Raw genomic sequence first — 26,227 nt, forward strand, 5'->3', positions numbered from 1 at the left:
ATGCTTAAACCATATTCTGCAAAAACTACATTACTTTTTAGTGATTTATTTAACGATTTTTTAAACAATTGTTGGTTTTTTAATAACCTATTCATAAAGTGAAATAGAACCGCCGCTTGATGCCTTTTCATCAATTGCGTTTTACATAATCACTACATCGGCATTTTCGCTAAGTTAGCAAATGTACCTATTTTTTGTTGAGTGACCAACGGCCAATTTATTAATTTTAGCTAGTATTAAAAGCTGATTTAAACACCTTATAAAAGTGTGTAAATAACTAAATTAATCAATAATTGGTTTTCTTATAATAAAATGTTGTTACCGCACTATTTCAAACGATTTTTTATAACCAATTGTAATTTATAATTTAAATAAAATTAAATCCAAAAAAATACATTTTAAAAACAATTTAGTCTCATTTTATTAAAACAATAGTTGACCCTATTCAAAATATAAACTAGCATTTCTGGAAGCGCTTCCACAAAGCTAAATTAAATAGGCTTTTCTGGAAGCGCTTCCATACATTTGACAATGTTTATAATTACACAATAACAGCCCCATACAGCTGTTAATAATAATGATAAAAGTGCGAGGGAAACCGAATGTCCAACCATATTGTAAGAAAAACAAAGATAGCGACCAGCCTATCTCTGATTTTAGGCGCATCAATCTCTTTACCTGTATATGCACAAGAAGCAAATACAGATGTTGAAGTAATTCAAGTTACTGGTTTTAAAAGTAGTATTAAAGAGTCTACCCGTTTAAAACGCGACGCCGCTGGCGTTGTAGATGCTATATCAGCTGAAGATATTGGTAAATTTCCAGATACCAACTTAGCAGAGTCGCTACAGCGTATTACGGGTGTGTCGATTGATCGCTCAAATGGTGAAGGCTCTAAAGTAACGGTTCGTGGTTTTGGCCCCGACTACAATATGGTAACCCTAAACGGACGTACTATGCCGGCAGCTTCATTGCCTTCAGGCGGCGGTACACCCAGCTCTCGTGCTTTTGATTTTGCAAACTTAGCGTCTGACAGCGTTAAATCGGTTGAAGTATATAAAACGGGTAAAGCAAGCATTGCATCAGGTGGTATTGGCGCAACAATTAATATTAATACCGCTCGCCCACTCGACAATCCAGGCTTTGTTTCAAGCATTGGCGTAAAAGCATTACACGACTCAACAAACCGCGTTGGTGATGACATAACACCAGAGCTTTCGGGCTTAATTAGCTGGACCGACAGTGAAGCTAAATTTGGTGCCTCGTTAACTGCAAGCATGCAACAGCGCGATAGCTCATCAACAGGTGCATTTGTAAATCAATGGAATACATCAGCTTTTGACGGCACAATCCCACAAGCTGCAGACGATATTGTTTTAACTAATGCACCCGCTGTTGGCCAGCTTTATTCAATGCCATCAGATTTGCGCTACACCATTGCCGACAGAGAACGCACTCGTACAAACGCACAATTAACGCTGCAGTACAGCCCAATTGACGATTTAACAGCCACGCTTGATTACACATATTCTAAGCAAGATTTATTCGAAGCCCGTGCTGAGCAATCAATATGGATGGATAACTACAAAAGCGCGCTAACATTTGACGACAACACGGTAAAAACCCCTATTTACTACCGAGAAGAACGTCGCGATCAGCAAACACGCGATTTAGGCTTAGCGTTTCAAGAGCTAAACCAAGTTAATCAAAACGACTCTATTGGTTTAAACGTTGAATACTATTTTAATTCAGAATTGAGCTTTATGTTTGATGCGCACAATTCAAAAGCCACTAGCAAACCAGATGCACCTTACGGCAGCTGGGTAAACGCAGGCTTGGGCGCAAACGTAGTTAACGCACAAGAAGTTGATTTTAGCCGCGAACTGCCATCAATGAGTATCGATTTTGATGATTGCCGCCGAGACAACCTAAATTGTAATAACACGTTAGATGCCTCTGATGTGGGTACGTCTATTTTAGATTCTAACTTTGCTCGCCAAGAGTCTGAAATCACAGAATTTAGAATCCATGGTAAATACGAAATTGAAAACGGCGCAATTGACTTTGGTATAGAGTCTCGCTCTATGGAAAGCCATTCACTGCAATCACTTACACGTAATACAATGGGTAACTGGGGTATAGAAAACCCAGGCGAACTACCTGATGGCTACCTTAACCCAACAAACTTTTTAGCTGAGTTTGACGACTACGATACATCGGGCTCGTTCAACCAAGGTTATACCGGCAGCGCATCGCAAATTGGTTACTGGGCGGGTGAAGAATATGGCTTTAACTTTGCAGCCGATGGCGCATTTGCAACAAACCGCACCATTGAAGAAGACATAACCGCTGCGTTTGTGCAATTTACTTACAACGGCTACATTGGCGATATGCCATACAACATTGTAATTGGCGCGCGCCAAGAGTCTACCGACATTACTTCAACGGCTAATATCGATTTACCTAACGCAGTAGCGTGGGAAGGTAATAACGACTTTAATGTTCGTTTTGGCTCAGCTAAAGAAGATTTCACGCTTAAATCTAGCTACGATCACTTTTTACCAAGCTTTGACTTTGACATAGAAGTAATTGAAAACGTAAAAGCGCGTTTTTCTTATAGCACAACAATTGCTCGCCCAACTTACGACAACTTAAGTTCAGCAGCGACTGTTGGTGTACCAGGTGCCCCTACTCTTTTAGCGGGTTCTTCACCAGCTACTGCGTCAACGGGTAATCCTGGTTTAGTGCCGCTTGAATCAGATAATATTGATGTATCGGCTGAGTGGTACTTTGCAGAAACAAGTTATGTGTCGGTAGGTTATTACACTAAAGACATCGAAAACTTTATTGGTTTAACACCCATGACGCAAAACTACTACGGATTACGCGATGCAACAGCGGGTCCTCGCGCTCAAGCTGCCATTGCTGAGCTAGAATCTCGCGGACTTGCTCTAACCGATTCAAACTTATTTCAAATGGTTGCCGCAACAGAAAATGGCGTTGATTTTGACTCTATGACTTACGAAGAGTTTGAAGCCGCTTACGATGTAATTGCTAACAGCGATGACCCATTACTAGAATTTACAGCGCAAGTACCTACCAACAATAAAAATGCCACTATTGATGGTTTCGAAATTGCCTTTCAGCACTTTTTGGTGAAAGCGGCTTTGGTGTGCAAGCAAACTACACCACAGTTAATGGCGACATAGACTTTGATGTAAACGCTGACCCTACTACAACACAATTTGCATTAGTGGGTTTAAGCGATACAGCTAACTTTATAGCAATGTACGAAAACGATGATTTTCAGGCACGTATTGCTTACAACTGGCGTGATAAGTTTTTAAATAGCGCAGCTCGATACGTAAACGAGCCAGGCTTTACTGAAGAATATTATCAAATCGACTTTAATGTTGCGTACAACTACAGCGAACAACTATCGTTTTTTGTTGAAGGCCTTAATATTACTGAACAAAACAGCCGCGAACATGGCCGTACTTCAGTTCAATTGTGGAACCTACAACAGCTAGGTGCACGTTACAATATTGGTATGCGTTACAACTTCTAAAGGTAATACAAAGTAAAGCCGTTAGTTTTTACTAGCGGCTTTTTTGTATTTAAAACAGTATTAATGCTAGTTTAATTGTTATCAACTTTAGGGTGTTAACTCATGACCAAACCAATAACAAAAATAGTCGTTTTAGGTGGTGGTACTGCCGGCTGGCTAAGCGCAGGCTTATTAGCCGCCGAACACCCGCACCTTAATGTAACGTTAGTGGAGTCGGCAAATGTGCCTATATTGGGTGTGGGCGAAGGTACATGGCCGTCAATGCGTAATACGCTACAGCGCATTGGCATTAAAGAAAGTGATTTTATAACCCAGTGCGACGCATCATTTAAGCAAGGTTCTAAATTTATAAATTGGCGTAACCTCAGCGAGGGAGAAAACTACTACCACCCTTTTATGAATCCACAAGGCTACGATCACACTAATTTACACGCCAGTTGGCAACGTATTGCACCTAACCAAAAGTTTGCCGACGTTGTTAATATGCAAAGCTTTGTATGCCAAGCCGCACTTGCACCAAAACAATTACAAACTCCCGAATATGCAGCGGTCACCAACTATGGCTATCATTTAGATGCGGGTAAATTTGCTGAACTTTTAAAAAATCACTGCGTTAAAAACCTAAACGTTACACATATTATTGACGATGTAACCGAGGTTATTAACGACGATCATGGCTATATTGCGTCATTAAAAACAAATAACAATGGCGATATAACAGGTGATTTATTTATAGATTGCTCAGGCTCTTGCGCTCGTTTAATTGGTGATCATTTTAATAGTGAGTTTATAGCGCAAGATCATATTTTATTTAATAACAGCGCTGTTGCGGCGCAAATACCTAATGCACACGCCGATCAGCCAATTGCCTCTGCTACGCTATCTACAGCGCAAAGTAACGGTTGGATTTGGGACATAGCCCTGCCAACACGCCGTGGCACAGGTTATGTATTTAGTAGTAAATATCAAAGTGATGAAAGCGCAACAAATACTCTAAAAAGCTACATAGCTAAAAGTACCAGTGAGCAACAAGCTGAGCAACTTAACTACCGTGTATTAAAATTCAGCCCTGGTTACAGGCAAAAATTTTGGATTAAAAACTGTGTTGCCGTGGGTATGTCTGCTGGCTTTTTAGAGCCACTTGAAGCGTCAGCACTTGCCATGGTTGAGCTTTCAATTAGCATGATAAGCGAGCAACTACCGCAAAACCGCACACACATGAGCCAACTTGCCATACGATTTAATGAGCGTTTTAGCACTCGTTGGCAGCGCGTTATTGAGTTTTTAAAACTTCATTATGTGCTAAGCGAGCGCGACGACACTCCCTATTGGCAAAATATTAGTAGTTTAAATACCGCGCCCGAGCGCCTGCAAAACTTACTTAAACTTTGGCAATTTCAGCCCCTAGCCGCTTTGATTTTATTGAAAACGAAGAAGTATTTTCATCAAGCAGTTATCAATACGTTTTATATGGCATGGGCTTTGATACACAAACAGTCTCTGCACAAAATACATTTAACGACCCACGTGCTGGGGATTACTATTATCAGCAAAATCGCGAAAAAATAGCGCAGTGCTTAAATGGACTGCCAAGTAATCGCGCGCTTTTAAATCACCTTTTATCAAATAATGGGCAGCCACATAATGACTAAAACAAATGCTGTTAAAAACGTAGTAATTACTGGAGGCGGCACTGCAGGTTGGATGGCCGCAGCGGCACTTGCTAAACTAGTTGGCAACAATATAAACATAACCCTTGTTGAATCTGACGATATTGGCACTGTAGGTGTTGGCGAAGCAACAATTCCGCCTATTCGAACATTTCATAAATTGCTGGGTATAAACGAGCAAGCATTTATGAAAGCCACTCAAGCCAGTTTTAAACTAGGTATTAGCTTTGAAAACTGGGGCGATGAAAACACGCATTATATTCACTCATTTGGCGCAACGGGCAAAGAATGTTGGGCGGGTGAATTTCATCACTTTTGGCTGCAAGGCAAAGCACTTGGGATAAACAACCCATTTGGCGATTACTGCTACGAGCTGCAAGCGGCTAAAGCCGGTAAATTTGCGTTTAATCAGCAAAACCCTATTAACTATGCCTACCATATGGATGCCACGCGTTACGCACAGTTTTTACGTGAATTTTCAGAGCCATTAGGTGTAACCCGCATTGAAGGTAAAATACAAAAAGTAGTAAAAAAACCTAAAACGGGCCATATAGAATCATTGATTTTAAATAATGGCGAGCACATTAACGGCGACTTTTTTATTGATTGCACCGGCTTTAGAGGCTTATTAATAGAGCAAGCATTGCATACTGGCTACGAAGACTGGTCGCATTTACTACCGTGTAACAGCGCCATTGCGGTGCAAACAAAATCAACCAGCGATACCGTATTGCCACTTACCCGCTCTATTGCCCATAAAAGCGGTTGGCAATGGCGTATACCACTGCAAAACCGTGTCGGCAACGGATTAGTTTATTGCAGCCAATATATGGATGACGAACAAGCCAAAGCGCTCTTATTAAATAACATTGAGGGCGAGCCGCTTACAGAGCCACGTATTATTAAATTTAAAACAGGGCGCCGCTTAAAAGGCTGGAACAAAAACTGCCTAGCGCTTGGCCTTGCTAGCGGCTTTGTAGAGCCACTTGAGTCCACCAGCATTCACTTAATTATGTCGGGTATTATTCGCTTTATGCGTTTATTTCCGTTTAATGGCATTACCAATCACGCAATTGACGAATACAACAAACAACTTAAAAGCGAAATTGAAAATATTCGCGACTTTATTGTGCTGCACTACAAAGTAACTAATCGCGATGACAGTGAGTTTTGGCAGCACTGTAGTGCCATGGAAGTGCCAAAAACACTTCAGCATAAAATTGATTTGTTTAAACAAACCGGCCGTGTATTTTTAGACGATGGCGACATTTTTAGAGTCGATTCGTGGGTGCAAGTTATGCTTGGCCAAGGTATTGAGCCTAATCAACATCACTTAATAGCCAGCATGATGAGCGACGAAGAACTCACCCGTTTTTTACACGGTATTAAGCAACAAATAGAGCAACGCGTCAGCCAATTACCGCCTCATCATGAATTTTTAAAACAGTATTGCCCAGCATAAAAAAGCCCTTATTAGGGCGTGTTGTTCTTTGGTGGTTGAATTTGCAGCAGTATGTTTGGTTTTTAGGCAAGGCAGAGCCTATGTAGTGTGGTTATTCCCCATAAATAGGCGATAACGTAGCATAAATGCCAAACATGCGCTGCCCGTAGGGCTGAGGGATCCCCACTTTATCCAGCGGCCTCTTTTTGATAATTAGAAATAAAGTTTTTTAAACTTTTTTCTATATAGCTTTGTGTAATACGTCTCTTACATAGCTTTATGACTTGCTTGGCTAAGGTTAAAAATGAAAGAACTCGGCGATTCTTAACACTATTTGCTTGAAATTTTATATGCCACTTTCTTTTTTCTGCTTCACACCCTATAAACCATAACGCAGTGCTCGCTATTGTGGCTATCAAGCATAATATTCCTATTCTATTTATGCCGGTGCTTTTACTAAAACGCCACGAAAAACCATATCTCAAACTTTTGTCATCGCGGAAATTTTGCTCTATTTGCATTCTTTTACTATATAAACCAACTACTCGCTTACTCGTCATTGTATTGTCTGATGTCGCGAGTAACCATGGCTCTTTCGCTAAGTTTTGATACATTTTTGTATCTTTCGTAAATCTGCTTTTTCCTTTTCTTCCTTTATTTTTTCCATGATATACGTGTAAAAATGCATCGCATGCTGTCGGGCTGGACTGAGTTAGTCTTGCTTGACCTAACGCCTTTGGTATATCGCTGGCACCAGCCCTAAGTTGTTTTAATGTATGCCATTGTGATTGCATGGCTAGTTTACACTTCATTGAGCCTCTTAATCGACCTATCATATGCCAACCAAGTTCGCGTACTTTACTATACCAAGGCGTAAGAAAGCCGCCGTCTGTTACAATATAGACACTAGGATGTCGTCCAAGCACTTCATAAAGTTCATCTAAAAACAGGCTGTTGGTTGCTGGGCTATCAAAATTCTTCTGCTCAACAATCATGTTATAAATCACGATAGAGCGCCCATCCACAAGTAAGCTTGCTCGCAGTAAGTGATAGTCGTGACCACAGGCACCGCTCCAGTCAACGGCAATTGCAAGCATTGGTAAAGAGTCGATAATAGGATGAGCTAATGCTTTATAGATAGCGACCCTTTCATTGTAGAGGTGAGTATTTTTTAAGAAGCGATCAACGCGTTTTATTTTATGTTTTACATCCACAGCGCCAGACAAATTTCTGCCGATTTCAGTTAAGGTAAGTTTATTGCCCGAAATTAATGCATTACTGCAGCTTAGTAATGTTTTTACTCTGGCATTATTGAATGGCGCTAATGCATGTTTAAAGTACTTATGGCAAACTGATGTGTCAGGCATAGCAGTTGTGACTTATGTGGGTTGTGGTGATTTACATAAGATCATAAATTGCTGTGCCTGTCACGTTTTGGGGATTCGTCAGCCCGTAGGGTTCTGCCTAGGGGCAATTTACTCTTTGTTGATCGGTTTTTACTTAGCCCACTAGGTTACAAACCTCTCGCCGCGATTAAATTGCCCCTAGATTGAACAAATTTCAATCCACAAAGATCAACACGCCCTCAGGGCTTTGGGTACACACAACAACTTTTACGTTTTACTCTTCACACTTAACCACGGCGCTTTTAGCGCCTTGTGGTTCAAAGCTAATATCTGCAACTGAAACGCTAAGCTCTCCTGCCGTTTTAATAATAAAAGGGCTGGTTACTCTGGCAAAATCAACGCCCTTTTTAGCAAAACACGTTAAATCTATACTCATGGTTTGCCATGTATTTAAAGTAGCATTTTCAAGCTCACGGGTAATATTAAGCTCGCCGCCACAGCCTTGTTCGCACTTCATTGCAAGGTATGTTTCTGAGCTAGGTATTTGGTTTACTTTATAGCTAAAGCTAAGGGCTGAATTTGCTTCACTGTAGGCCACTTTGTCTTCAGTAAAGTTACTATTAATTTCGATATAGCTGGCTGCAGTGCCATCAAAATTAAATTGCATCGCATCTTCTTGAATCGCTTTGTCTTCAGTGCGATAAGTAATGCTGCCAAGCTTTACACTGTTACTTGCTACTTGGTGCTGCTCGCGGTTTGAATTTAAAAACAAACGCCACGGTGTTTTAAAGCTGCCATTAAATATAGATAACGGCGCAAGGTTACTAATATCAACACCTGAGTCTTCATTTAGATTATTGCCAAGCGTACTTTCATCTTTATACGTTAAGCCAAAGCCATAGGGTAATAATGGCGAGTAATCAGCATCGCCCTTATTTACTGCGGTTTGTAGTGGCGCTTTAGGCCACGAGAACGACAACTTACCTTTAAAGTCATACTGTACCTGCCCATTTGCATCCGCTAGTAAAACATCTGCAATGCCTTGCCCTTCAGTGCCAGGAAGCCATGCTGCTACAAATGCATCTGACGCGTTTAGCTCGCTGTTAACCCACATTGGTCTGCCCGATATAAACACAGAAACAACGGGTATATTTTGCTGCTTTAATGTTTTTAATATTTTAAGAGAGCGTTTATTATTACGTTCAAACTCAAGGTTGTCTTTATCGCCATGCCCCTCTGCGTATGGTTCTTCACCAAATACAACAATGGCTACATCGGGTTTAGTATTAAATTCACCCGTTGGGCTTAAAATAGCGTTACCGCCAGCAGCCTCTATTTGTGTTTTTAGCCCCGCATAAACAGACGTTGCTTCGGGAAAATCTGCATTTTGATTATTAGTTCCCTGCCACGTAATACTCCAACCGCCCGATTGCTTGCCTATGTTGTCGGCCGCATCGCCCGCTATAAGTACGTTGCTTGATGGGTTAAGCGGTAATAAATGGTTGTTGTTTTTAAGCAGTACTAACGACTCTTGTACCGCTTGGCGGGCAATATCGCGATGTGCTGGCGCACCTATTAGTTCTAATTTACCTGAATATTTTCGATTTGCGGGGCTTGGTTTATCAAATAAACCCGCGCGTAATTTAACGCGTAAAATACGTGCTACGGCGTCATCTATTCGCGCCATTGTTATTGTGCCCGCTTTTACTTGTTTAATTGTATTTTCATAAAGTGGTTTCCATGCACCCGTTGGCACCATAAAAATATCAAGCCCCGCATTAACAGCCTGCGGGCAACTTTCATTTGTACAGCCTGCAACTTGTCCGTGTCCGTTCCAATCTCCTACAACAAAGCCATCAAAACCCATTTTTGTTTTTAATACATCGGTAAGTAGGTATTTATTGCCGTGATTTTTTTACCATTCCAGCTATTAAACGATGCCATAACCGACTGACTACCTGCGGTTAGGCCGCCAATATAACCTTGCGCATGAATGTTATATAACACCTCTTCGCTATCAATGTTATCGCCTTGATCGTCACCATCTACAGTGCCGCCATCGCCTAAAAAATGCTTAACAGTACTAATTACGCGTTTATCACTTAAAAAGTCCTCATCGGCTCTACCTTGCAATCCGTTTACAATTGCGGCTGAATACTCACGTACAATTGCAGGGTCTTCTGAGTAGCCTTCGTACGTTCTGCCCCATCGGTCATCGCGCACAACCGCAACAGTCGGTGCAAACACCCAATCTATGCCTGTTGCCATTACCTCTATTGCAGTAGCTGCTGCAATGCGCTCAATTAATGCGGGGTTATTAGCTGCACCTAAACCAATATTGTGCGGGAATAACGTCGCCCCAATCACATTATTATGGCCATGTACGGCATCGGTGCCCCACATGGTCGGAATTTTACTGCCATCAATTGAGTCATCAACCGAGGCCTGATACATGCTCTCAGCAAGTGTTATCCAATCTGCAGGCGTTGCATGCTTATTAGCATTTGGGAACGAGCCACCGCCATTTAAATACGAGCCAAAACCATATTTGCGCATATCTTCAACACTAATATCGCGAATTTCAGGTTGGATCATCTGCGCTACTTTTTGCTCAAGCGTCATTGTTTTTAAGTACTGTGCAATCGTATTTTCAATTTCAGGCGTTTTAACTACTTTGCTTTTAAGCGTTGGCCAAAGTGATAAATAACCTTGCTCATGCTCAGCCTTTTTGACTACGGCGCTTTGGCTATTATTTGCGTTAATCTCTTGTTTATTACACCCACTTAAAACGCACAATCCTCCTATTAAAATAGGGAGCATGTGTAACCTGTTAGTGTTTAAGCTTTTTTCATTTTTATAGCCCTGTGTTGTGTCAGTGTGATTTTGTGAGCGCCTATTTGTTATTTAAATTTAACTATTGACCTGTTTAACAATAGCCACTAACCTAAATATGGAAGCGCTTCCTTAAAGTTATTAAATACCATACTTAGTGATTAATCAAATTAAATATGGAAGCGCTTCCAATGATGAATTTAATATACGCTCTATACAAAGCAAACTTTACCAAAAAGAAGCAGAGGTTTTCTCTTAATGAAACAATTATCTTTACCTAGTGGCTCACCACTTTTAGCCAAAAATTTTACTTATGGTGTAGCTACGGCCTCATTTCAAATTGAAGGCGGCGCAGCTGATCGCTTGCCATGTATTTGGGATACCTTTTGCAGTAAAGAAGGCAAAATAGTCGACAATTCAAATGGCGACGTAGCCTGCGAGCACTACACTCGCTGGAAAGACGATATAAACCTAATTGAGTCATTAGGTGTAGATGCTTACAGACTCTCAATTTCGTGGCCGCGCGTAATGACTAAAAGCGGTCACTTAAACCCGACAGGCGTTAAGTTTTATACCGACATTTTAGATGAATTAAAACGCCGTAACATTAAAGCTTTTGTAACGCTATACCACTGGGATTTACCACAACACATTGAAGACGAAGGTGGCTGGCTAAACCGTAACACCGCTTACGAATTTGCCCATTACGCAGATTTAATTACCAAAGCATTTGGGGAACGTGTGCACTCTTACGCCACCTTAAACGAACCGTTTTGCAGCTCTTACTTAGGTTACGAAATAGGCGTACATGCGCCTGGCATAGTAGGCCGCGAATTTGGTCGCAAAGCCGCGCACCACTTATTACTGGGTCACGGTTTGGCTATGCAAGTACTTGCTAAAAATAGCCCAAATACACTAAACGGTATTGTACTTAACTTTACGCCTTGTTACTCCGTTACTCAAAGTGAAGACGATTTAAAAGCCACTGCATTTGCTGATGACTATATAAACCAATGGTACATGCAGCCTGTAATGCAAGGTAAATACCCTGATATTATTAAGCAATTACCTAAAGCCCACCGCCCTGATATTTTAGATGGCGACATGGAAATAATTGCTCAACCGCTGGATTATTTAGGGGTTAACTTTTATACCCGCATGCATTATCAAGCAAGCGATACCGACTTTTACCATGAGCTGCCACATAAAGCGCCAATGACCGATATAGGCTGGGAAATTTATCCTAAAGCGCTTACAGAATTACTTGTATCGTTAAACGAAAAATACACCCTACCACCTATTTATATTACCGAAAACGGTGCAGCTATGGCTGACGAATTTACAGACGGTGAAGTGAGAGATAACGACCGTATTGAATATTACCACGAGCATTTAAATGCCCTACATAACGCAACCGAGCAAGGCGTTAAAGTAGATGGTTACTTTGCGTGGAGCCTAATGGATAACTTTGAATGGGCAGAAGGATATTTAAAGCGCTTTGGAATAGTACACGTAGACTACAACACACAAAAACGAACTGTTAAAGCCAGCGGTAAAGCGTACAGTAACCTAATAACTAGCCGATAATTTATCGGCTTATAACAATAAGAACACACACTGTGAACAAACTCCCTTTATACGAAAAAGTCGGTTACGCCATGGGCGATGCCGGCGCTAACTTAGTATGGCGCGGCGCGCTTGCTTATTTAGCAGTGTTTTACACCGATACATTTGGCATATCGGCAGCCGCCGCTGCCATGTTGTTTTTGGTGGTAAGGCTATCAGATGGCGTAACCGACATTATTATGGGTATGATTGCCGACAGAACGCAGTCGCGCTTTGGTAAATTTCGCCCGTGGATACTCTACTCGGCACCGTTTTTGGGCTTGTTTATGGTGTTGTGTTTTACTACACCCGACTTTAGCACCACCAACAAACTTATTTATGCCTACGTAACTTATATAGGTTTAACGCTTGCTTACACCGTAAGTAACGTGCCCTACTCGGCACTTATGGGCGTAATGACACCAGACGATACAGAGCGCACAAAGCTCTCTGGTTTTAGGTTTGCAGGTGCGTTTACTGGTGGCTTATTGGTTATGGGTTTTTTACCTGAGCTAGTGGCATTTTTTGGTGGCGGCGACAACGCCAAAGGCTATCAGCTTACTATGTACTTATTTGCCAGCTTACTTATTATTTTAATGATTATAACGTTTGCGACCACTAAAGAGCGTGTAACACCGCACACCTCAAATGAAGGGAATTTAAAATCAGAGTTGTTTGATTTAACCAAAAGCCTGCCATTTATAATCCTACCTTTGCTTGCTACTACCTTGTTTTTTTATTACCGCGATTTATACAGCGGCGTATTTTTTGCCCTTGTTATGGCCGCAATGACATTCGTTATTAAAAAATTACTCAATAAAGATAAGCACAGCTTAACGGGATCACAGCGCGACATGGTTGATCTTCTGACCAACAAACCTTGGTTGGTGTTACTCGGCATTGGTTTTTTAACCATGATGTTTAATGGCATAAAATACGGTGTAATTGCGTACTACTTTAAGTACCACGTAGCCAATGAACTCATGGCTGGGCAATACTTTATCGCCTTGTTGGTTGTATCTATATTAGGCGCACTTGCCACAGGTAAACTGGCCGAAATTATGGGTAAACGAAACCTATTTATTACATCATTAATGCTAAGCGGCATACTCACTACTGCATTTTACTGGGTGCCTAGCGATAATCTGGTTGCTGTATTTACCTTTGGTTGCGCCGCTGAATTTTTTGCCGCGATGATGCCAACATTATTTTTTAGTATGCTTGGTGATTCAGCCGATTATTCAGAGTGGAAAAACAAACGCCGCGCTACAGGCCTTATTTATTCTGCGGGTACATTTGTGCAAAAAACCGGTGGTGGTTTTGCCGGTGCATTAGTATTAGTGGTACTTGCAGGCTACGGCTATAACGGTATGGATGAGCTAACAATTACGCAAGCCCTACCTGGTATGCAGTTACTTATGAGCTGGATACCTGCCGCATTTGCTTTTTTAGGTGCCGCATTGATGCTTATTTATCCGCTTACTTCAGCGATGACGCAAAAAATAACAGAAGACTTAGCAATTAGACGCAGTAATGTGTAAATTAACTTTTAATGACCCTTCGCGCTTTATATTTTTATAAAGCGCGAGTAAAAACACATATAAGCTAGGACATCAATGGCGACAATTTATCAAGTATCAGAAATGGCAGGTGTGTCTTTATCAACTGTTTCAAGGGTACTTAACGACAACGATTACGTAAGCAAAAAAACTAAAAAAGGTATTAGAAGCAATGAAAGAGCTAGGCTATCAGCCAAGTTCTATTGCACGCTCTTTGGCATCTAGCACTACAAACAGCGTCGGTATTTTAGTTTCTGAGTTGGATGGTCCGTTTTTTGGTCAAATGATGTCAGCCATTGAAGAGCACCTTCGTATTGCGGGTAAACACGTGATTATTACCCCTGGACACAGTGACGAGAAAAAAGAAAAAAGCGGCTTTGAATTTTTAATAGGCCGTAATTGCGACGCTATTATTGCCCACGTAGAAGCGGTATCAAACGAGTACCTAATTGAGTTAAGTAAAGGCAAAACCCCTATTTACTTAATGAGCCGCTACGTTAAAGAAATTGAAGAAAACTGCATTAGCCTCGACAACGTAATGGGCGGCTACTTAGCCACTAAAGCCATGATCAACAAAGGCCATAAAAACATTGCGTACATAGCAGGCCCACAGTTTAAAGAAGACGCGTCAAATCGTTTAAAAGGTCACAAACAAGCCCTAGCAGAGTACAACCTAACCTTTGACGAAAACCTATTTTACATAGGCGACTTTAAAGAAACCGGCGGCAGCGAGGGCTTAAGGCATTTTATTCAAAATAAAGCGCAAATAACCGCCCTTGTGTGTGCCAATGACGAAATGGCATCGGGTGCCATGAAATACGCCCGCGAACACGGTTTTAACCTGCCAAAAGATTTAGCCATTATTGGGTTCGATAACGTAATTTTTACCAATTACCTCTACCCAACACTGACTACAATAGATAACCCAGTTCCCGAAATGGGCCGAGCTGCGGCTAACTTAGTACTTAAAGACATTTATAAAAAAAACGGCATAACAGTAAAGCACGTGTTTCAGCCAAAGCTTATTTTAAGAGACTCAACACCGGACATTAATTAACTTTAAACCTAATTTAAATCTAGTTTAAATCTAAGTTATGTAACTCATTACGCACCCACTGCGTATCTAAATATTGCTCTACGTGCTGCTTCGCAAACTTTAAAAAGTTACGTGCAGCATGCGATATGTGCCTATCTGTTCGCATTACAAAATACCAATGACTCGCTAAATGGGCATCGGTTACGTTTAAAATTTTAAAACTAGTATCGTCTGTTGCAAGTACATGGCGTGATAAAACCGCAATGCCCATCCCCGATGCAACCGCGACGCGTATTGCTTCATTACTCGCCATTTGCACGCTATCGCTCAGCACTAACCCTCGGCTTTGTAACTCGCTTTCAAATAACATACGTGTTGCTGAGCCATTTTCTCTCAGTAAAAAGCGATACTGCATTAAATCAGTTAATTTAACGGCTTTTACATGAGCTAAAGGGTGGTTTAGCGGCACTATAAATTCCAGTGGATTATGCAAAAAACGCGCAGCTTGTGCGTGTTCAAGCGACGGCGGGTGGCTAAATACATAAATATCGTCCTCTCCTCGCTCAAATCTATCTAGCACCTCTGCCCTGTTACCAATCTCAAGAGGAAGCTCAACATGGGGATGTAAATTACTATAGGGGCCAAGCAATTTTGGTAAAATATATTGCGCTGTATTAACCATGGCAATTTTACAGCGGCCGCGCGAACCACCATTAAGCTCGGTTAAAAAATCTTGGTAGTCTTCAAAATGTCCAAATACCTGTTGGCATGTTTTAAATAGCTCAAGCCCTGCATCGGTCACGTGTAGCTTTTGCTGTTGTATAAGAAGTAGTGGCTCGCCTACCGCTTCTTGTAATCGCTTTATTTGTAGCGATACCGTAGGCTGTGTTAAGTGTAAGCGCCTTGCGGTTTCGCTTATTGAACCCGTTTTAACCACGCTCATAAATACTTCAAGCAACCTAAACGATATATGCCGTAAATCCATACCTACCTCATAATGTACCTAATAATAGTTACCTAATAAGCAACTCATAGATAAAAATCTATAACTAACTCGTATTTATTTTATTATTTACTATACAAAGTTTTATCTACAATAGCGCTACTTAATTTACCACCTAGTAAGGAAAGCCAGTGCCAGATATTGTTGTTATGTTTTTTATTTTAGGATTAGTAGCGGGTATTTTACGCTCTGATTTGGCCATTCCAAAAGCCACCTACGACACACTAAGCTTATTGCTCATGTTAACTATTGGCTTAAAAGGCGGTATGGTGCTGCACGGTAACTTAAGCTGGCAGCTACTGCCCGAAATGGGATCGGTTATGCTCCTTGGTGCACTTATACCCCTTATGCTTTACCCTATTTTAAAATACGTTATTAAACTCTCTGTTGCTAATAGCGCCAGCATTGCCGCACATTACGGCTCAGTGAGTGCTGGTACATTTGCTGTTGCGCTCGCCTATGCCGAGTCGGCTAAATTAGTAGTAGGCGCAGAAGTAACCCTTTATTTAGTGATGCTAGAACTCCCAGCAATCATTGTTGGTTTATTGCTTTACCGAAAGCTTGATAAAGAAAACGGCCAAAATAATGAGCTGTCGTTAAAAGCGCTTTGGCACGAAACTCTCACGAACAAAAGCGTAATTTTGCTCGTTGGTGGTGTCGTTATAGGTATGATGTACGGCACGGCGCAAGGCAGCCAAGTAACGAGTCTTTTAACCAGTAGCTTTAAAGTTGTACTTGCATTATTTTTACTAGAAATGGGTTTAGTAGCCGCGCAAACTCTACGCCCTATCCCTTGGAAACATTGGAAACTAGCGGTATTTGCTATTGTGACCCCGCTATTTTTAGGCACAATTGGCACAGCAGTCGGCACACTTTTAAATTTAAAATTAGGCTCGGTAGTTATATTGGGCAGCTTAGTAGCCAGCGCCTCTTACATAGCCGCGCCCGCTTCAATAAAAGCGGCAATTCCTAAAGCCGATATTGGTCTTGCTATGCTGAGCTCTCTCGGTGTAACTTTTCCGTTTAATGTGATTGTTGGTATTGGTTTATACCACCAGCTCGCAGTAGCAATGCAGTAAACGAAAAATCAGTATTAACAATTAAAATTTATTACTTTGAAGCTGTTAAGCCCATTTTATACGGGATTAACAGCTAAATTTAAAAGGTCATTTTATAGTAAATACAATGGTCACTTAATCGTTAATTTTTTATGTGGGCTCAAAAAAACATCTTTTTCCACCCTTGATTTTGCGTTGTAAAAAGCCACGGCATGGGCACTAACGATAAAATAGAATAATGCACATGAGGCTGTTTCCCTGCGGCATTTCCAGTATCGCCCAGTAAACCAATTTGACTGTTTATGCTTACCACATCACCTGTACTTACCGAGTAGTCATTTAAATGCGCAAAATAATGTATACGCCATTTAGGCCCAAGTACTGCAACCGCTTTACCACCTCGGGTTAGCTCACCTGCAAATATAACAACACCGCTTGTTGAGGCAACTACGGGGGTATTTTTTGTGCCAAAAATATCAATTCCTTTGTGCACACCCGACCTACCCCAAGGCTCGTACCAAAACGTGTTATGGTTCCAATCTTTACTTGTGGCACCTTGTACCGGAATCATTATTTTTTCGGGAATTAGCAAGCCTATAATTAATAAAGTAGCTATTCCAATTGCAATCCACTTAAGTGCTTTCAATGCTCTATCCTTGATATTTAAATAACTTATACAGGTAAATTATTAGTTATATTAACTGAACTCATCATGAGTCATATTTATGGTGTTTTATTTGAATGAAACACCCGACTAACATGTACTAAGCTGATCAACTTCAAAACAGGTTTGATAAGTAATTGAGCACTGCCCGCTATAAACAGCCATGTGCCACTTTCTATTAGTGAGTCATTTAAAAAGAAAAAACTGCCAATTAAAAACCACACAGCAATCAAAAAATCGTTAAACGCTCCCAGCGCTTCATATCGTCGCTGAATGGTAATATGCTCTTGCCCTAAATCTAAAATAAATTGATTACTGGAATCCATAAGTACTGCTCACTCTTTTATTTCATAATTTAAAAAGCTTGTTTTCACAAGCTAAGCCGCGCCATACAATAACAAAATTTACGCAATAAAAAACGCTGGCCAATGCAAATCAGCCAACGTTTTTATTGTTTGTGCAATACTTAACTAATCGTTTATTTTTTCTCTTTTTCTAAACGCTTTTTAAGACTCAATGCTGCATCGGCGGCTAATAAGCGCATAAACTCAGATCCATTGCTTTGCTCACCTTGGCCTGCGCCTATTACAATTTCAGGCACTAAACGGCTATTACCTAAGCTTGTAAATAAAGCAGTTTGAATTTTAACCTCTGCTTTTAGCGTTTCATCAAATACATACTTTGGATCAAGTGCAGCAGACTTAGCTCTTAAACGAGCCTCAGCTAAAACATCCATACCTAATGCTTCTAAACGTTGTTGCTTTAAAATCTCTTCTTGCTCTTTTGCAAGCTCCGCTTTTACAGCCACTCGTTGCTGCGCAGAAATAATGGCATTTGCCTTAATTCGTTCAGCATCAATTTGCTCTTTAATTTTTAGCTTTTCAGATTCAGCACGTTGCTTAGCAATTGCTTGTTCACCTAAAGCCACTTCAGTACGTGCTTGTTGCTCAGCTTTTTTAAGGTTTTGACGCGCTAGTGCTTCATCAGCAGCTGCTTGCTTTTGGGCTTCAAGGCGAGCATTTACTTTGCTCTCATAATCAATATCAATAATGCTGGCATCAACGACTGTAATACCATATGCGCCTAAAATAGGAGCGTTGCGTAGCGAATTACCTTCATCGTCCATTTTAATATTAATAGTGACACGCTGCTGTTTACTTAAATTACCTAAATCATCAGATTTATCACGCTCACCCGTACTAATAATTTGTTCGGTAACAAAAATACCGTTAGTTAATTGATCAGCAAAATCTTGGCTTAATTGACCATTACCACCAGAGTAGTGTTGCTCTACCGACATCATACGCGCCGATGCTTTTACGTTTTCTGTAGTTGCACGCATCAATAAATTAGATATTAATGTTTCTTGTGAACCAAACTCTTCGTGGATTTTAAGTAAACCACGTAGAGCACCCGACTCAGCTGCTGGTACATTACCTGGTAACCTAAAACGCGATACACCGCGTGCGCCGCCCGTTGTGGTATCTAAAAATCGAATTGGTATTAACGGCACAATTGCGCTTGCTGTTGCACCGGCATCGCCCGTAAAATTAATCGAAATTACTTTTTTATAAGCTGATGTACTACCAAACGCTTTTAAGTATGGGCCTGCTTGATTTATTACGGTTAAGTTACCTGTAAAAGCCGATTGATGTACTAAACGCTCATCAGCTTCATTCCACGAAACAACTTGCGATGTAAGCGTTGCAATTACCGCTAGTACAACAACAATTGATGACACTATAATTACATTACGACGACCAAATCGACTCATAAATGAGTCACTTTTTACTGCTGGGACTGCTTTTTCGCTATCCATTTTTATTACTCTCCATGTTTAATTTCTTTTTAACAAAGTAAATAATTTCCTGTTCACTCAAATGTGCGCAAAAGCTACCAGAGCGATGTAACTCAACAAATGTTGCAAGGATTTCTTCTTTACCTTTAGCTGTTTTATCTTGGTTTTCTTGTGTTTGATTTTTTTCTGTTAGTTGAGTGATTAAATCATCCACTATCGTGTCTTTATCAAACAGTACGTTGTATTCCTTGGATTTTCTTACTCGACTTTTATTTATATTGCTGTAAATTACATAAAGCGCAACGCATAAAATAATAACAAGTAAACTTAACCCTATAATGTAAAAAATCATAAGCTCTACTTAAATTAGTTTAAATACTTAACGAGCAATAACAATTGTAAACATTGCTATACAAATGTTAAGCCGATAATTTTACAGTAATGCTAGGTAAAAAACAGATTAAAAAGTGTTTAATAAATAAAATAGAGTTTAAGCTGTAATTTAAAAGCCGGAATAAAGTGATATTTTTGATTATATTAATAAGTTACTTTAAGTAATCCATGCACAGTAGCGTTGGGCAGCCAGAACAATAAACGCGCTAATAAATCACCTTTATCTAAACCAGTGACTTTTGACGTAATTTCAATACAATTTGATAAAAGAGGCTCTTGCTCACACACTTTTAAAAATTCAAACTGCCAAGATTCAAGCGCTAATGTACTTAATTTATAATTAATACGAGACAAAGCGACAAAATTTAATTTTGCTACAGGCATATCATATCCATCATGTAATTGGAGCTTTTCCATCAATGGTATAATTGGGTAAGCTAATTCAACTAAACGTAAACAAGGAGGTGTTTTTACAGTAAGCTTTTGTTGTAGTATCGAAAAAATCTAATACAGCGAGTTCATCTTGCTCTCCTTCAAATCCTTTAGCTAATGATACCTCCGCCTGCGCTCGCTCAACACGAGAAATTTCAGCCGGCAAAGAAAAAAGGCTTCCTCCTCAGAGCTATAATTACCTTCTGGGCGAGTACTTTGAAGAAACAGTGAAAATCCAGCACCTAAGTCATACATGCTTGGCTTTTCCGAGGGAAGAGTAACAATGTATGCTTTTGCAAAATCTGCAAAAACTGTTTCCCCCATAAAGCTCTCAAGAGTTGGATATTCAGATTTTAAGCATTCAACTAAGCGCATAACATACCCTGCAGCATATATGTTTAAGCGGCGAAAAAATGTTGATCTTTCTTTACCTTCGGTTAATAACTCCCAAGATAAATCAGTATGTGCGGAAGCTTGCATCACTTTTTCTCTAAGATCGCCACGTACAACTAACATCGTCATCATCCATTCTTGTGTTTTCTTCAGCGTTACTTCATTCATACTTTAATCTAACCATATGTTATTTAACGGACTATTGGAGTAGAGAGTGCTATTGTGTCATTCATTGTACTAAAAATATTATCTGTGCTTGGCATGACACCTCTAAGAACTGAACGCGCTTTATTCAATTCAGTCACTAACGTAGGAAAGTCAGGTATATTGGCATCCCATTCTAATAAAGTAGCAATATTACCGCCAGCAAGTGACTGAGCCAGTCGATATAAATACCACACTTTTTCAGGCACGGGTCTGTCATGCGTATCAATAAGGCAGTCCCCCATTAATGTGGATCCTGCTAGGTGTATCTGCACAATGTGATCATGAGGGAGATTTTTAATAAATGTTTCAGGGTCATAACCATGATTATAAGATGACACATAAACATTATTTACATCTAGCAACAGTCCGCAGCCAGTTTGATTAACTAGTTCTGATAAAAAGTCCCATTCAGTAAAAGTATTTTGTTGAAATTCTAAGTAACTAGAAGGGTTTTCAAGTATTAATGGGCGTTGTAACAAATCTTGCACATAATGAATTCTTGAAACCACATGCTGAAAACTTTCCTTAGTTAGTGGCATAGGTAAAAGATCGTGACTATTAACACCCATTGTACCTGTCCAACAAAGGTGATCTGAAATCCATTCAGGTTCGATTTCATGAGCAAGTTTTTTTAGCTTTTCAAGGTATACCTGATTTAAGGGATCTGTACTGCCAATGTTCATTGACACACCGTGCATTACAATCGGTTTTTTTGCACGGACTTCTTCTAATACGTGACGAGCATAGCCATAATTATCAATAAAATTTTCACTAATTATTTCAAACCAATCAATCCCCCAGTCTTTTTCATTCATGAGATAAGGGAAATGCTGTGTTCTTAATCCAACCCCAAATCCCAATGGCTCTAAATTAAGCATATTTTTCGTCAAAATGTTGGTCCTTATAAATGAGTAAAGCCCCCATAAAGGAGCCTTACGGTTTATAGCTGTGTAATGGTGCACTGAATTGATTACACTAATTTTGCTATTGAAAAAATCGCTTAAGTTGAAGGCGGTAATACCAAACGAATATCAGATGGTGCCGGCGATGAAGGAATATGAATGGATTTATTATGGCCACTACCTTGCACTTTCACCAAACCTTTTGCAGCACAGTAGCTGCGCCATGCAACATCGTAAACAGCTTCACCTTGGTGATAAGGCATAGAGTTTTTTTCAACAACAGTAGGAGGTAACATATCTCTTGCAACTAATTCTGGCCATTGTATTTCTTGTGCATGAAAGTGTGGGGCTTCACCAAATTTATATAACTGCATTTCATAATTAGCATCACTTTGTGCAGGGTAAAGTTGTGATGCTGAAATAGGCACAGCGCAACCTCCCAAACTGCCACATAAATTATCTGCTGGCGCGCTTTTTAATCCTGCTGCCGCAGAACTACCGCAATTACCGCCACCCGTTGCGCTTTGCACAAAGCCACAACCACCTTGTGTCTTACACTCGTTCGACCCTTTACAGCTGTGATACGCCAATTTATCAGCACACACATTCTTATCATCACCACTACTTTCATCTATCGCCATACCTTGACACGCATGATACAACTGTTGTTTTGTTTGATTTTCAATGCCTGTAACTAGATCAGGACAACGGCCCGTAACAGCCCAACAAATAGAAACACGATCTCCAGAGCCACCCATCGCAGGCGAAGGAAATTGTGACTTAGGATCAGCCCAATATTTGTTCAGTGATGTTGTAATTCCTTTAATGGTACCAACAGCAGAAGAGCTAAAAATAGTAAACGTATTATCTATTTCTGCTGGTGAACCTAATCGATTTAAAGCCGCTGCAATATCGGATGTTTTAGGTAGGTGAGGTGCACCATCAATACCTAGCATTGCATCATTCCAAGGTTTATCTGGGTTATTTTCATGCCATACATCCCAGGTAATATAATCATCTTTAGCTATTAAGCTTTTAACTTCGTCGAATAGTTCAAAATGATCTTTCCCCCCATTATCAAAGCGCGCTTGAGCAGAGCCTGATGCAGCCGCTGTAGGATTACCTTGATCATCATACCCTGGGTAATCTTTAATTAAGCCCTCTTTACTCGGCTGAAACTTAGATTGCACGCTACTGAGCATACCCGCTTTTTTTGTTTGAGCTTTCTCAAACGAAACCGCCCAAGGCTCGGTTACCCAACGCTCTATAATCGTTTTAACCACATCATCACCTTCACCTTGGTCAGTAATAGCATTAATATTATTGATGAGCTGTAGTTTTACGTTATTCAAATCTTGAGTTGTACATTCTATTTCAGTTTTAATACCTGGATACTGCTTAGCTTCTCTCGGTGGGGTATTATTAAATTGATCTCGCTGTAAGCCATTGTCTTTTGCAGGTGAAATTAAGTGCGATAGTAAATGACTACCATCGGAATAAGTAATCTCTAAGTAATCCCAATAACACAAGTACATATGACCAATAGAGCCAAATAATGGTAAATCAGTTTCTCCCATACTCGGTGTAAACCAATTAAATGGCGCTGATTCAAAATACTTCGTTCCCACATCGCCGTTTTTCCGCTTTACTGGAGGGTTAAATAACATCTCATGTCCACGCTCAGCTTTTTCTTCAATCGCTAAAAAAAGATCGACCTGCGCCTCATTCATTGCCCTCAGCTCTACTGTTAACTTACTTAAATCAGGATCTTTGCCCTTCCAGTCTGTAAAATCTAAGATATGCGGTATTAATGTTGAATTTGCTTTATAACAATGCCAACCATAATCGTCGCTTTGTAATGCTTTACTTGTAAAAATAGGCGTGACACCTATCGTGCTAGCCATATTAGAAGCTAACTGTAGATGCAACATCTCTTCAATAAAAACGCTGTATACCTTATTAAACACATTTTCATTGGTTGTTAGTGGTTTTTCCTTAGTTGCGGCCGTTGCACCAGAGCCTGGCCACCAGCGCCCAGTGTAAAGTTTACTTCCGGCACTGTTAATTTGATGCATTCCCTTTATAGAATAAAGCGATACCATATAAATCGGAATAGTGAAAAGCTCAACATTTATAGCAGCTTGAGCTATTGCTTTTACGCACGCTAAATCGGCTTTGAGGTGACTAATGTTACGGTTTTTAAGTTTAGTTATTGCTTCTTGCTGCATTGTAGTTTTCTCCTAGATATTAATACCCCGAACACCTTAAAAACTTAAACACGGATCATTTAAGTATTTTTAAATATGTTCCTTCTAAAATACTTTAGCGTACGGGATAAAATCTTACTATTACACCAATATTACATGCGTTACAGCTGAGATTAAAACCACATAACCAAATGATTTATAAAGACCTTTAGTTAAAAGCAAAAAACCACGGTAGGTATTAACCTAACGTGGTTTTTAATGTTGAACATTTTGTCGTTTTATCCAAAGCGCTGAAAATAGCCGCTTGAGATAGATTTATTATCCAGAGTTCAGGTTAATTAGCATAAATAATTAACATTCATACTTTAAGGAGAAACTATTCGCATGGCCCCCAATCAACACCGTTTTCACCGCATTCATACAGCGTTGTTCCATCTTCTCGACGAGTCTCTCTAAACCATTGCCCTTCAATTGTTTTAATAATACGTACGTTGTCTGTGGTTTTGTATTTACGCCAAAAGCTAGCATCAATAGATGTTTCGTCATCAAACTTATAGGGCATAGCAGCGAGTACAGTAACTAAATCTTGAGTGTCTAAATCAGCAGCTTTGTCTTTAACATTTACCCAATCAGATAATGTTTGAAAGTCGGCATTTTCCTCTCTAAAGGCAAAGTCAGTTTGGTAAAACGATCCCGACTCAGTATAGCTAATGCTAAAACCTCGCTCGAACGGTGTATCTAAATTAGAACTAACGCATTCATCCGCTGTTGGGAAGTTAACCGACGGGCTTGTATTATCAACGCTGTAACGCACATTACTTTTCTCAAAACTAACGTTCTCAATACTAGAGCATCGGTAAGTACGATCGACGTTAATGTATACATCATCTCTAACTCTTAATTTTCCATTTAACGACTCTTCGCCCCAAGGCGTATCTATTGATTGAAGTTGAGTTAAAATAAAATCAATTTTATCGAGTTCGTCTGTATTTTTAAGCTTTACTTGCTCATGAAAAAACTCAGTGCCCGCAAAAATAACTTTGTCGCGGTACCATGCATTTTCAAACCCATACTCTGCATCTTTTGCTGTGTCTTGGTAAATCACTGCTCTTACTTCTTCTGCATCAGGAAACTGAGCATCTAGCTCTTGCTTGAATTTATAGGCCGCTTTTAACCCCTTAACAATTGCTTGTGCTCTGTCGTAAGCGTCGCTGTCGTTAGTAGCGATAAAATCTGAGTAAATTTGTTCCGTCGACAAATTATAATGCGCAACCAAGTTTTGCATTACATTTGTTATTTCGCTTTGAAGGCTTGCAAGTAGCTCAATATTTTCCTTAAGTGCATCACAACTTAAATTATTGTTACCACTTTTTTGTAATTGAAGGCTCAACTGCTCCCAAATAACGGTTGTTAAAGGGGATATATTTCGAATATCTTCATCAGTCAAAGCCTCAATTGAGGGCGGAAATGACATTTGATACGCTTGTGTCACCTCTCCTAAATCCTCGTCAATTGCGCCAACAGGTACATCTACATACATAGTTGAATACGGCACACACAGCGCCTGCTCTTCTGTAAAATTAAAACTATAATTACCCGATTCTTCAGAGACTACAGAAGGTTCTGTTTGCTCGTCAAAAATACCATCGCCATCAATATCTAGCCATACTATTGCACCAGATACATAGCCATCAATAACCTTTCCAGTAAGAGAGATGGTGTTAACTTCTACTGGGTCTACCTTCACGGGGTCTGCATTGACTACTACAGACTCTGCAACGGGCTCTGCAACGCTCGCTTTATCATCGCCGCCACATCCAACAAGGCCTAGCGTAAACGCTAATGAAATAGCTAACTGACTTTTTTAAAAAACATACAAAGACTTCCTTTTTTGTACTTTAATTATTATTAAAAATCATATTGTTATAAATTAAATGAATTATTTTTATAAAAAATAAGTAATACCAATCTGCTTATATATGAGATCTATTTAACGTTAAGAAAATCACGCTAGAACGAGGCAAAAAATTTTTATCTAGTTGTTCTAAATAAAAAATTTTTAACGACGTTATAGTGCAATGTAGCTCAAAGATTTATGCAGATTGGTATAAAT

General features: G+C 40.0%; 14 protein-coding genes and 5 pseudogenes. 7 read left to right on the forward strand and 12 right to left on the reverse strand.

Annotated features, from left to right (window positions below; translation table 11 throughout):
* The first annotated feature begins 602 nt into the window (after positions 1-602).
* The 3 genes and pseudogenes from P4S71_RS19595 to P4S71_RS19605 all read left to right on the forward strand — a co-directional run bounded on the left by P4S71_RS19595 (position 603) and on the right by P4S71_RS19605 (position 6,700).
* Positions 603-3,568: pseudogene (locus P4S71_RS19595) on the forward strand (TonB-dependent receptor).
* 102 nt (positions 3,569-3,670) lie between these two features.
* Positions 3,671-5,220, forward strand: a pseudogene (locus P4S71_RS19600) (tryptophan halogenase family protein).
* Positions 5,213-6,700 (forward strand): tryptophan halogenase family protein, encoded by a 1,488-nt coding sequence (locus tag P4S71_RS19605; protein WP_337151343.1) that lies wholly within the window; start codon positions 5,213-5,215, stop codon positions 6,698-6,700. Before P4S71_RS19600 ends, P4S71_RS19605 begins: the two are co-directional and overlap by 8 nt.
* Before the next feature lie 167 nt (positions 6,701-6,867).
* Here the strand turns inward: P4S71_RS19605 and P4S71_RS19610 are convergent, their stop codons facing one another.
* The gene (locus P4S71_RS19610) at positions 6,868-8,046 is read right to left on the reverse strand and encodes an IS4 family transposase (protein WP_050484169.1); all 1,179 of its coding nucleotides are present in this window, start codon (positions 8,044-8,046) and stop codon (positions 6,868-6,870) included.
* Between the two features lie 253 nt (positions 8,047-8,299).
* Positions 8,300-10,845 (reverse strand): annotated as a pseudogene (locus P4S71_RS19615) (glycoside hydrolase family 3 protein).
* A gap of 270 nt (positions 10,846-11,115) precedes the next feature.
* Here P4S71_RS19615 and P4S71_RS19620 point away from each other — a divergent pair.
* From P4S71_RS19620 to P4S71_RS19630, 3 genes and pseudogenes are all read left to right on the forward strand, one after another.
* The gene (locus P4S71_RS19620; protein ID WP_337151344.1) at positions 11,116-12,444 is read left to right on the forward strand and encodes a GH1 family beta-glucosidase; all 1,329 of its coding nucleotides are present in this window, start codon (positions 11,116-11,118) and stop codon (positions 12,442-12,444) included.
* A 32-nt stretch (positions 12,445-12,476) separates the two neighbouring features.
* On the forward strand, positions 12,477-14,003 hold the full coding sequence (locus P4S71_RS19625) for an MFS transporter (RefSeq protein ID WP_337151345.1): 1,527 nt from the start codon (positions 12,477-12,479) through the stop codon (positions 14,001-14,003).
* Between the two features lie 75 nt (positions 14,004-14,078).
* Positions 14,079-15,078: pseudogene (locus P4S71_RS19630) on the forward strand (LacI family DNA-binding transcriptional regulator).
* Positions 15,079-15,097: 19 nt separating this feature from the next.
* Here P4S71_RS19630 and P4S71_RS19635 read toward each other — a convergent pair.
* The gene (locus P4S71_RS19635) at positions 15,098-16,042 is read right to left on the reverse strand and encodes a LysR family transcriptional regulator (RefSeq protein ID WP_007375488.1); all 945 of its coding nucleotides are present in this window, start codon (positions 16,040-16,042) and stop codon (positions 15,098-15,100) included.
* A gap of 149 nt (positions 16,043-16,191) precedes the next feature.
* Between P4S71_RS19635 and P4S71_RS19640 the strand changes: the two genes are divergently transcribed.
* Positions 16,192-17,139, forward strand: a complete 948-nt coding sequence (locus P4S71_RS19640; RefSeq protein ID WP_337151346.1) for a sodium-dependent bicarbonate transport family permease — start codon at positions 16,192-16,194, stop codon at positions 17,137-17,139.
* Between the two features lie 110 nt (positions 17,140-17,249).
* On the opposite strand, the pseudogene P4S71_RS19645 reads toward P4S71_RS19640, so the two are convergent.
* From P4S71_RS19645 to P4S71_RS19685, 9 genes and pseudogenes are all read right to left on the reverse strand, one after another.
* A pseudogene (locus P4S71_RS19645) lies at positions 17,250-17,764 on the reverse strand (M23 family metallopeptidase).
* A gap of 77 nt (positions 17,765-17,841) precedes the next feature.
* Entirely contained in the window at positions 17,842-18,108 is a 267-nt protein-coding gene (locus tag P4S71_RS19650) for a YrhK family protein (RefSeq protein ID WP_007375491.1), read from the reverse strand.
* A 152-nt stretch (positions 18,109-18,260) separates the two neighbouring features.
* On the reverse strand, positions 18,261-19,601 hold the full coding sequence (locus P4S71_RS19655) for an SPFH domain-containing protein (protein ID WP_182755567.1): 1,341 nt from the start codon (positions 19,599-19,601) through the stop codon (positions 18,261-18,263).
* A complete protein-coding gene (locus tag P4S71_RS19660; protein WP_007375493.1) occupies positions 19,594-19,932 on the reverse strand; it encodes a hypothetical protein in 339 nt (112 codons plus the stop codon). Before P4S71_RS19660 ends, P4S71_RS19655 begins: the two co-directional genes overlap by 8 nt.
* A 185-nt stretch (positions 19,933-20,117) precedes the next feature.
* On the reverse strand, positions 20,118-20,357 hold the full coding sequence (locus P4S71_RS19665; RefSeq protein ID WP_337120226.1) for a hypothetical protein: 240 nt from the start codon (positions 20,355-20,357) through the stop codon (positions 20,118-20,120).
* A gap of 162 nt (positions 20,358-20,519) precedes the next feature.
* Entirely contained in the window at positions 20,520-20,966 is a 447-nt protein-coding gene (locus P4S71_RS19670) for an HvfC/BufC N-terminal domain-containing protein (RefSeq protein WP_337151347.1), read from the reverse strand.
* 23 nt (positions 20,967-20,989) lie between these two features.
* Positions 20,990-21,895 carry an MNIO family bufferin maturase gene (gene bufB / locus P4S71_RS19675; protein ID WP_337151348.1) on the reverse strand — a complete coding sequence of 302 codons (906 nt, stop codon included), beginning with the start codon at positions 21,893-21,895 and terminating at the stop codon, positions 20,990-20,992.
* A gap of 110 nt (positions 21,896-22,005) precedes the next feature.
* Entirely contained in the window at positions 22,006-24,135 is a 2,130-nt protein-coding gene (locus tag P4S71_RS19680) for a ferritin-like domain-containing protein (protein WP_096792887.1), read from the reverse strand.
* 355 nt (positions 24,136-24,490) lie between these two features.
* Entirely contained in the window at positions 24,491-25,963 is a 1,473-nt protein-coding gene (locus P4S71_RS19685; protein WP_337151656.1) for a hypothetical protein, read from the reverse strand.
* Between the last annotated feature and the right edge of the window lie 264 nt (positions 25,964-26,227).

It is taken from the genome of Pseudoalteromonas sp. B62 (assembly GCF_037162565.1).
Classification (GTDB): Bacteria; Pseudomonadota; Gammaproteobacteria; order Enterobacterales; family Alteromonadaceae; genus Pseudoalteromonas; species Pseudoalteromonas fuliginea.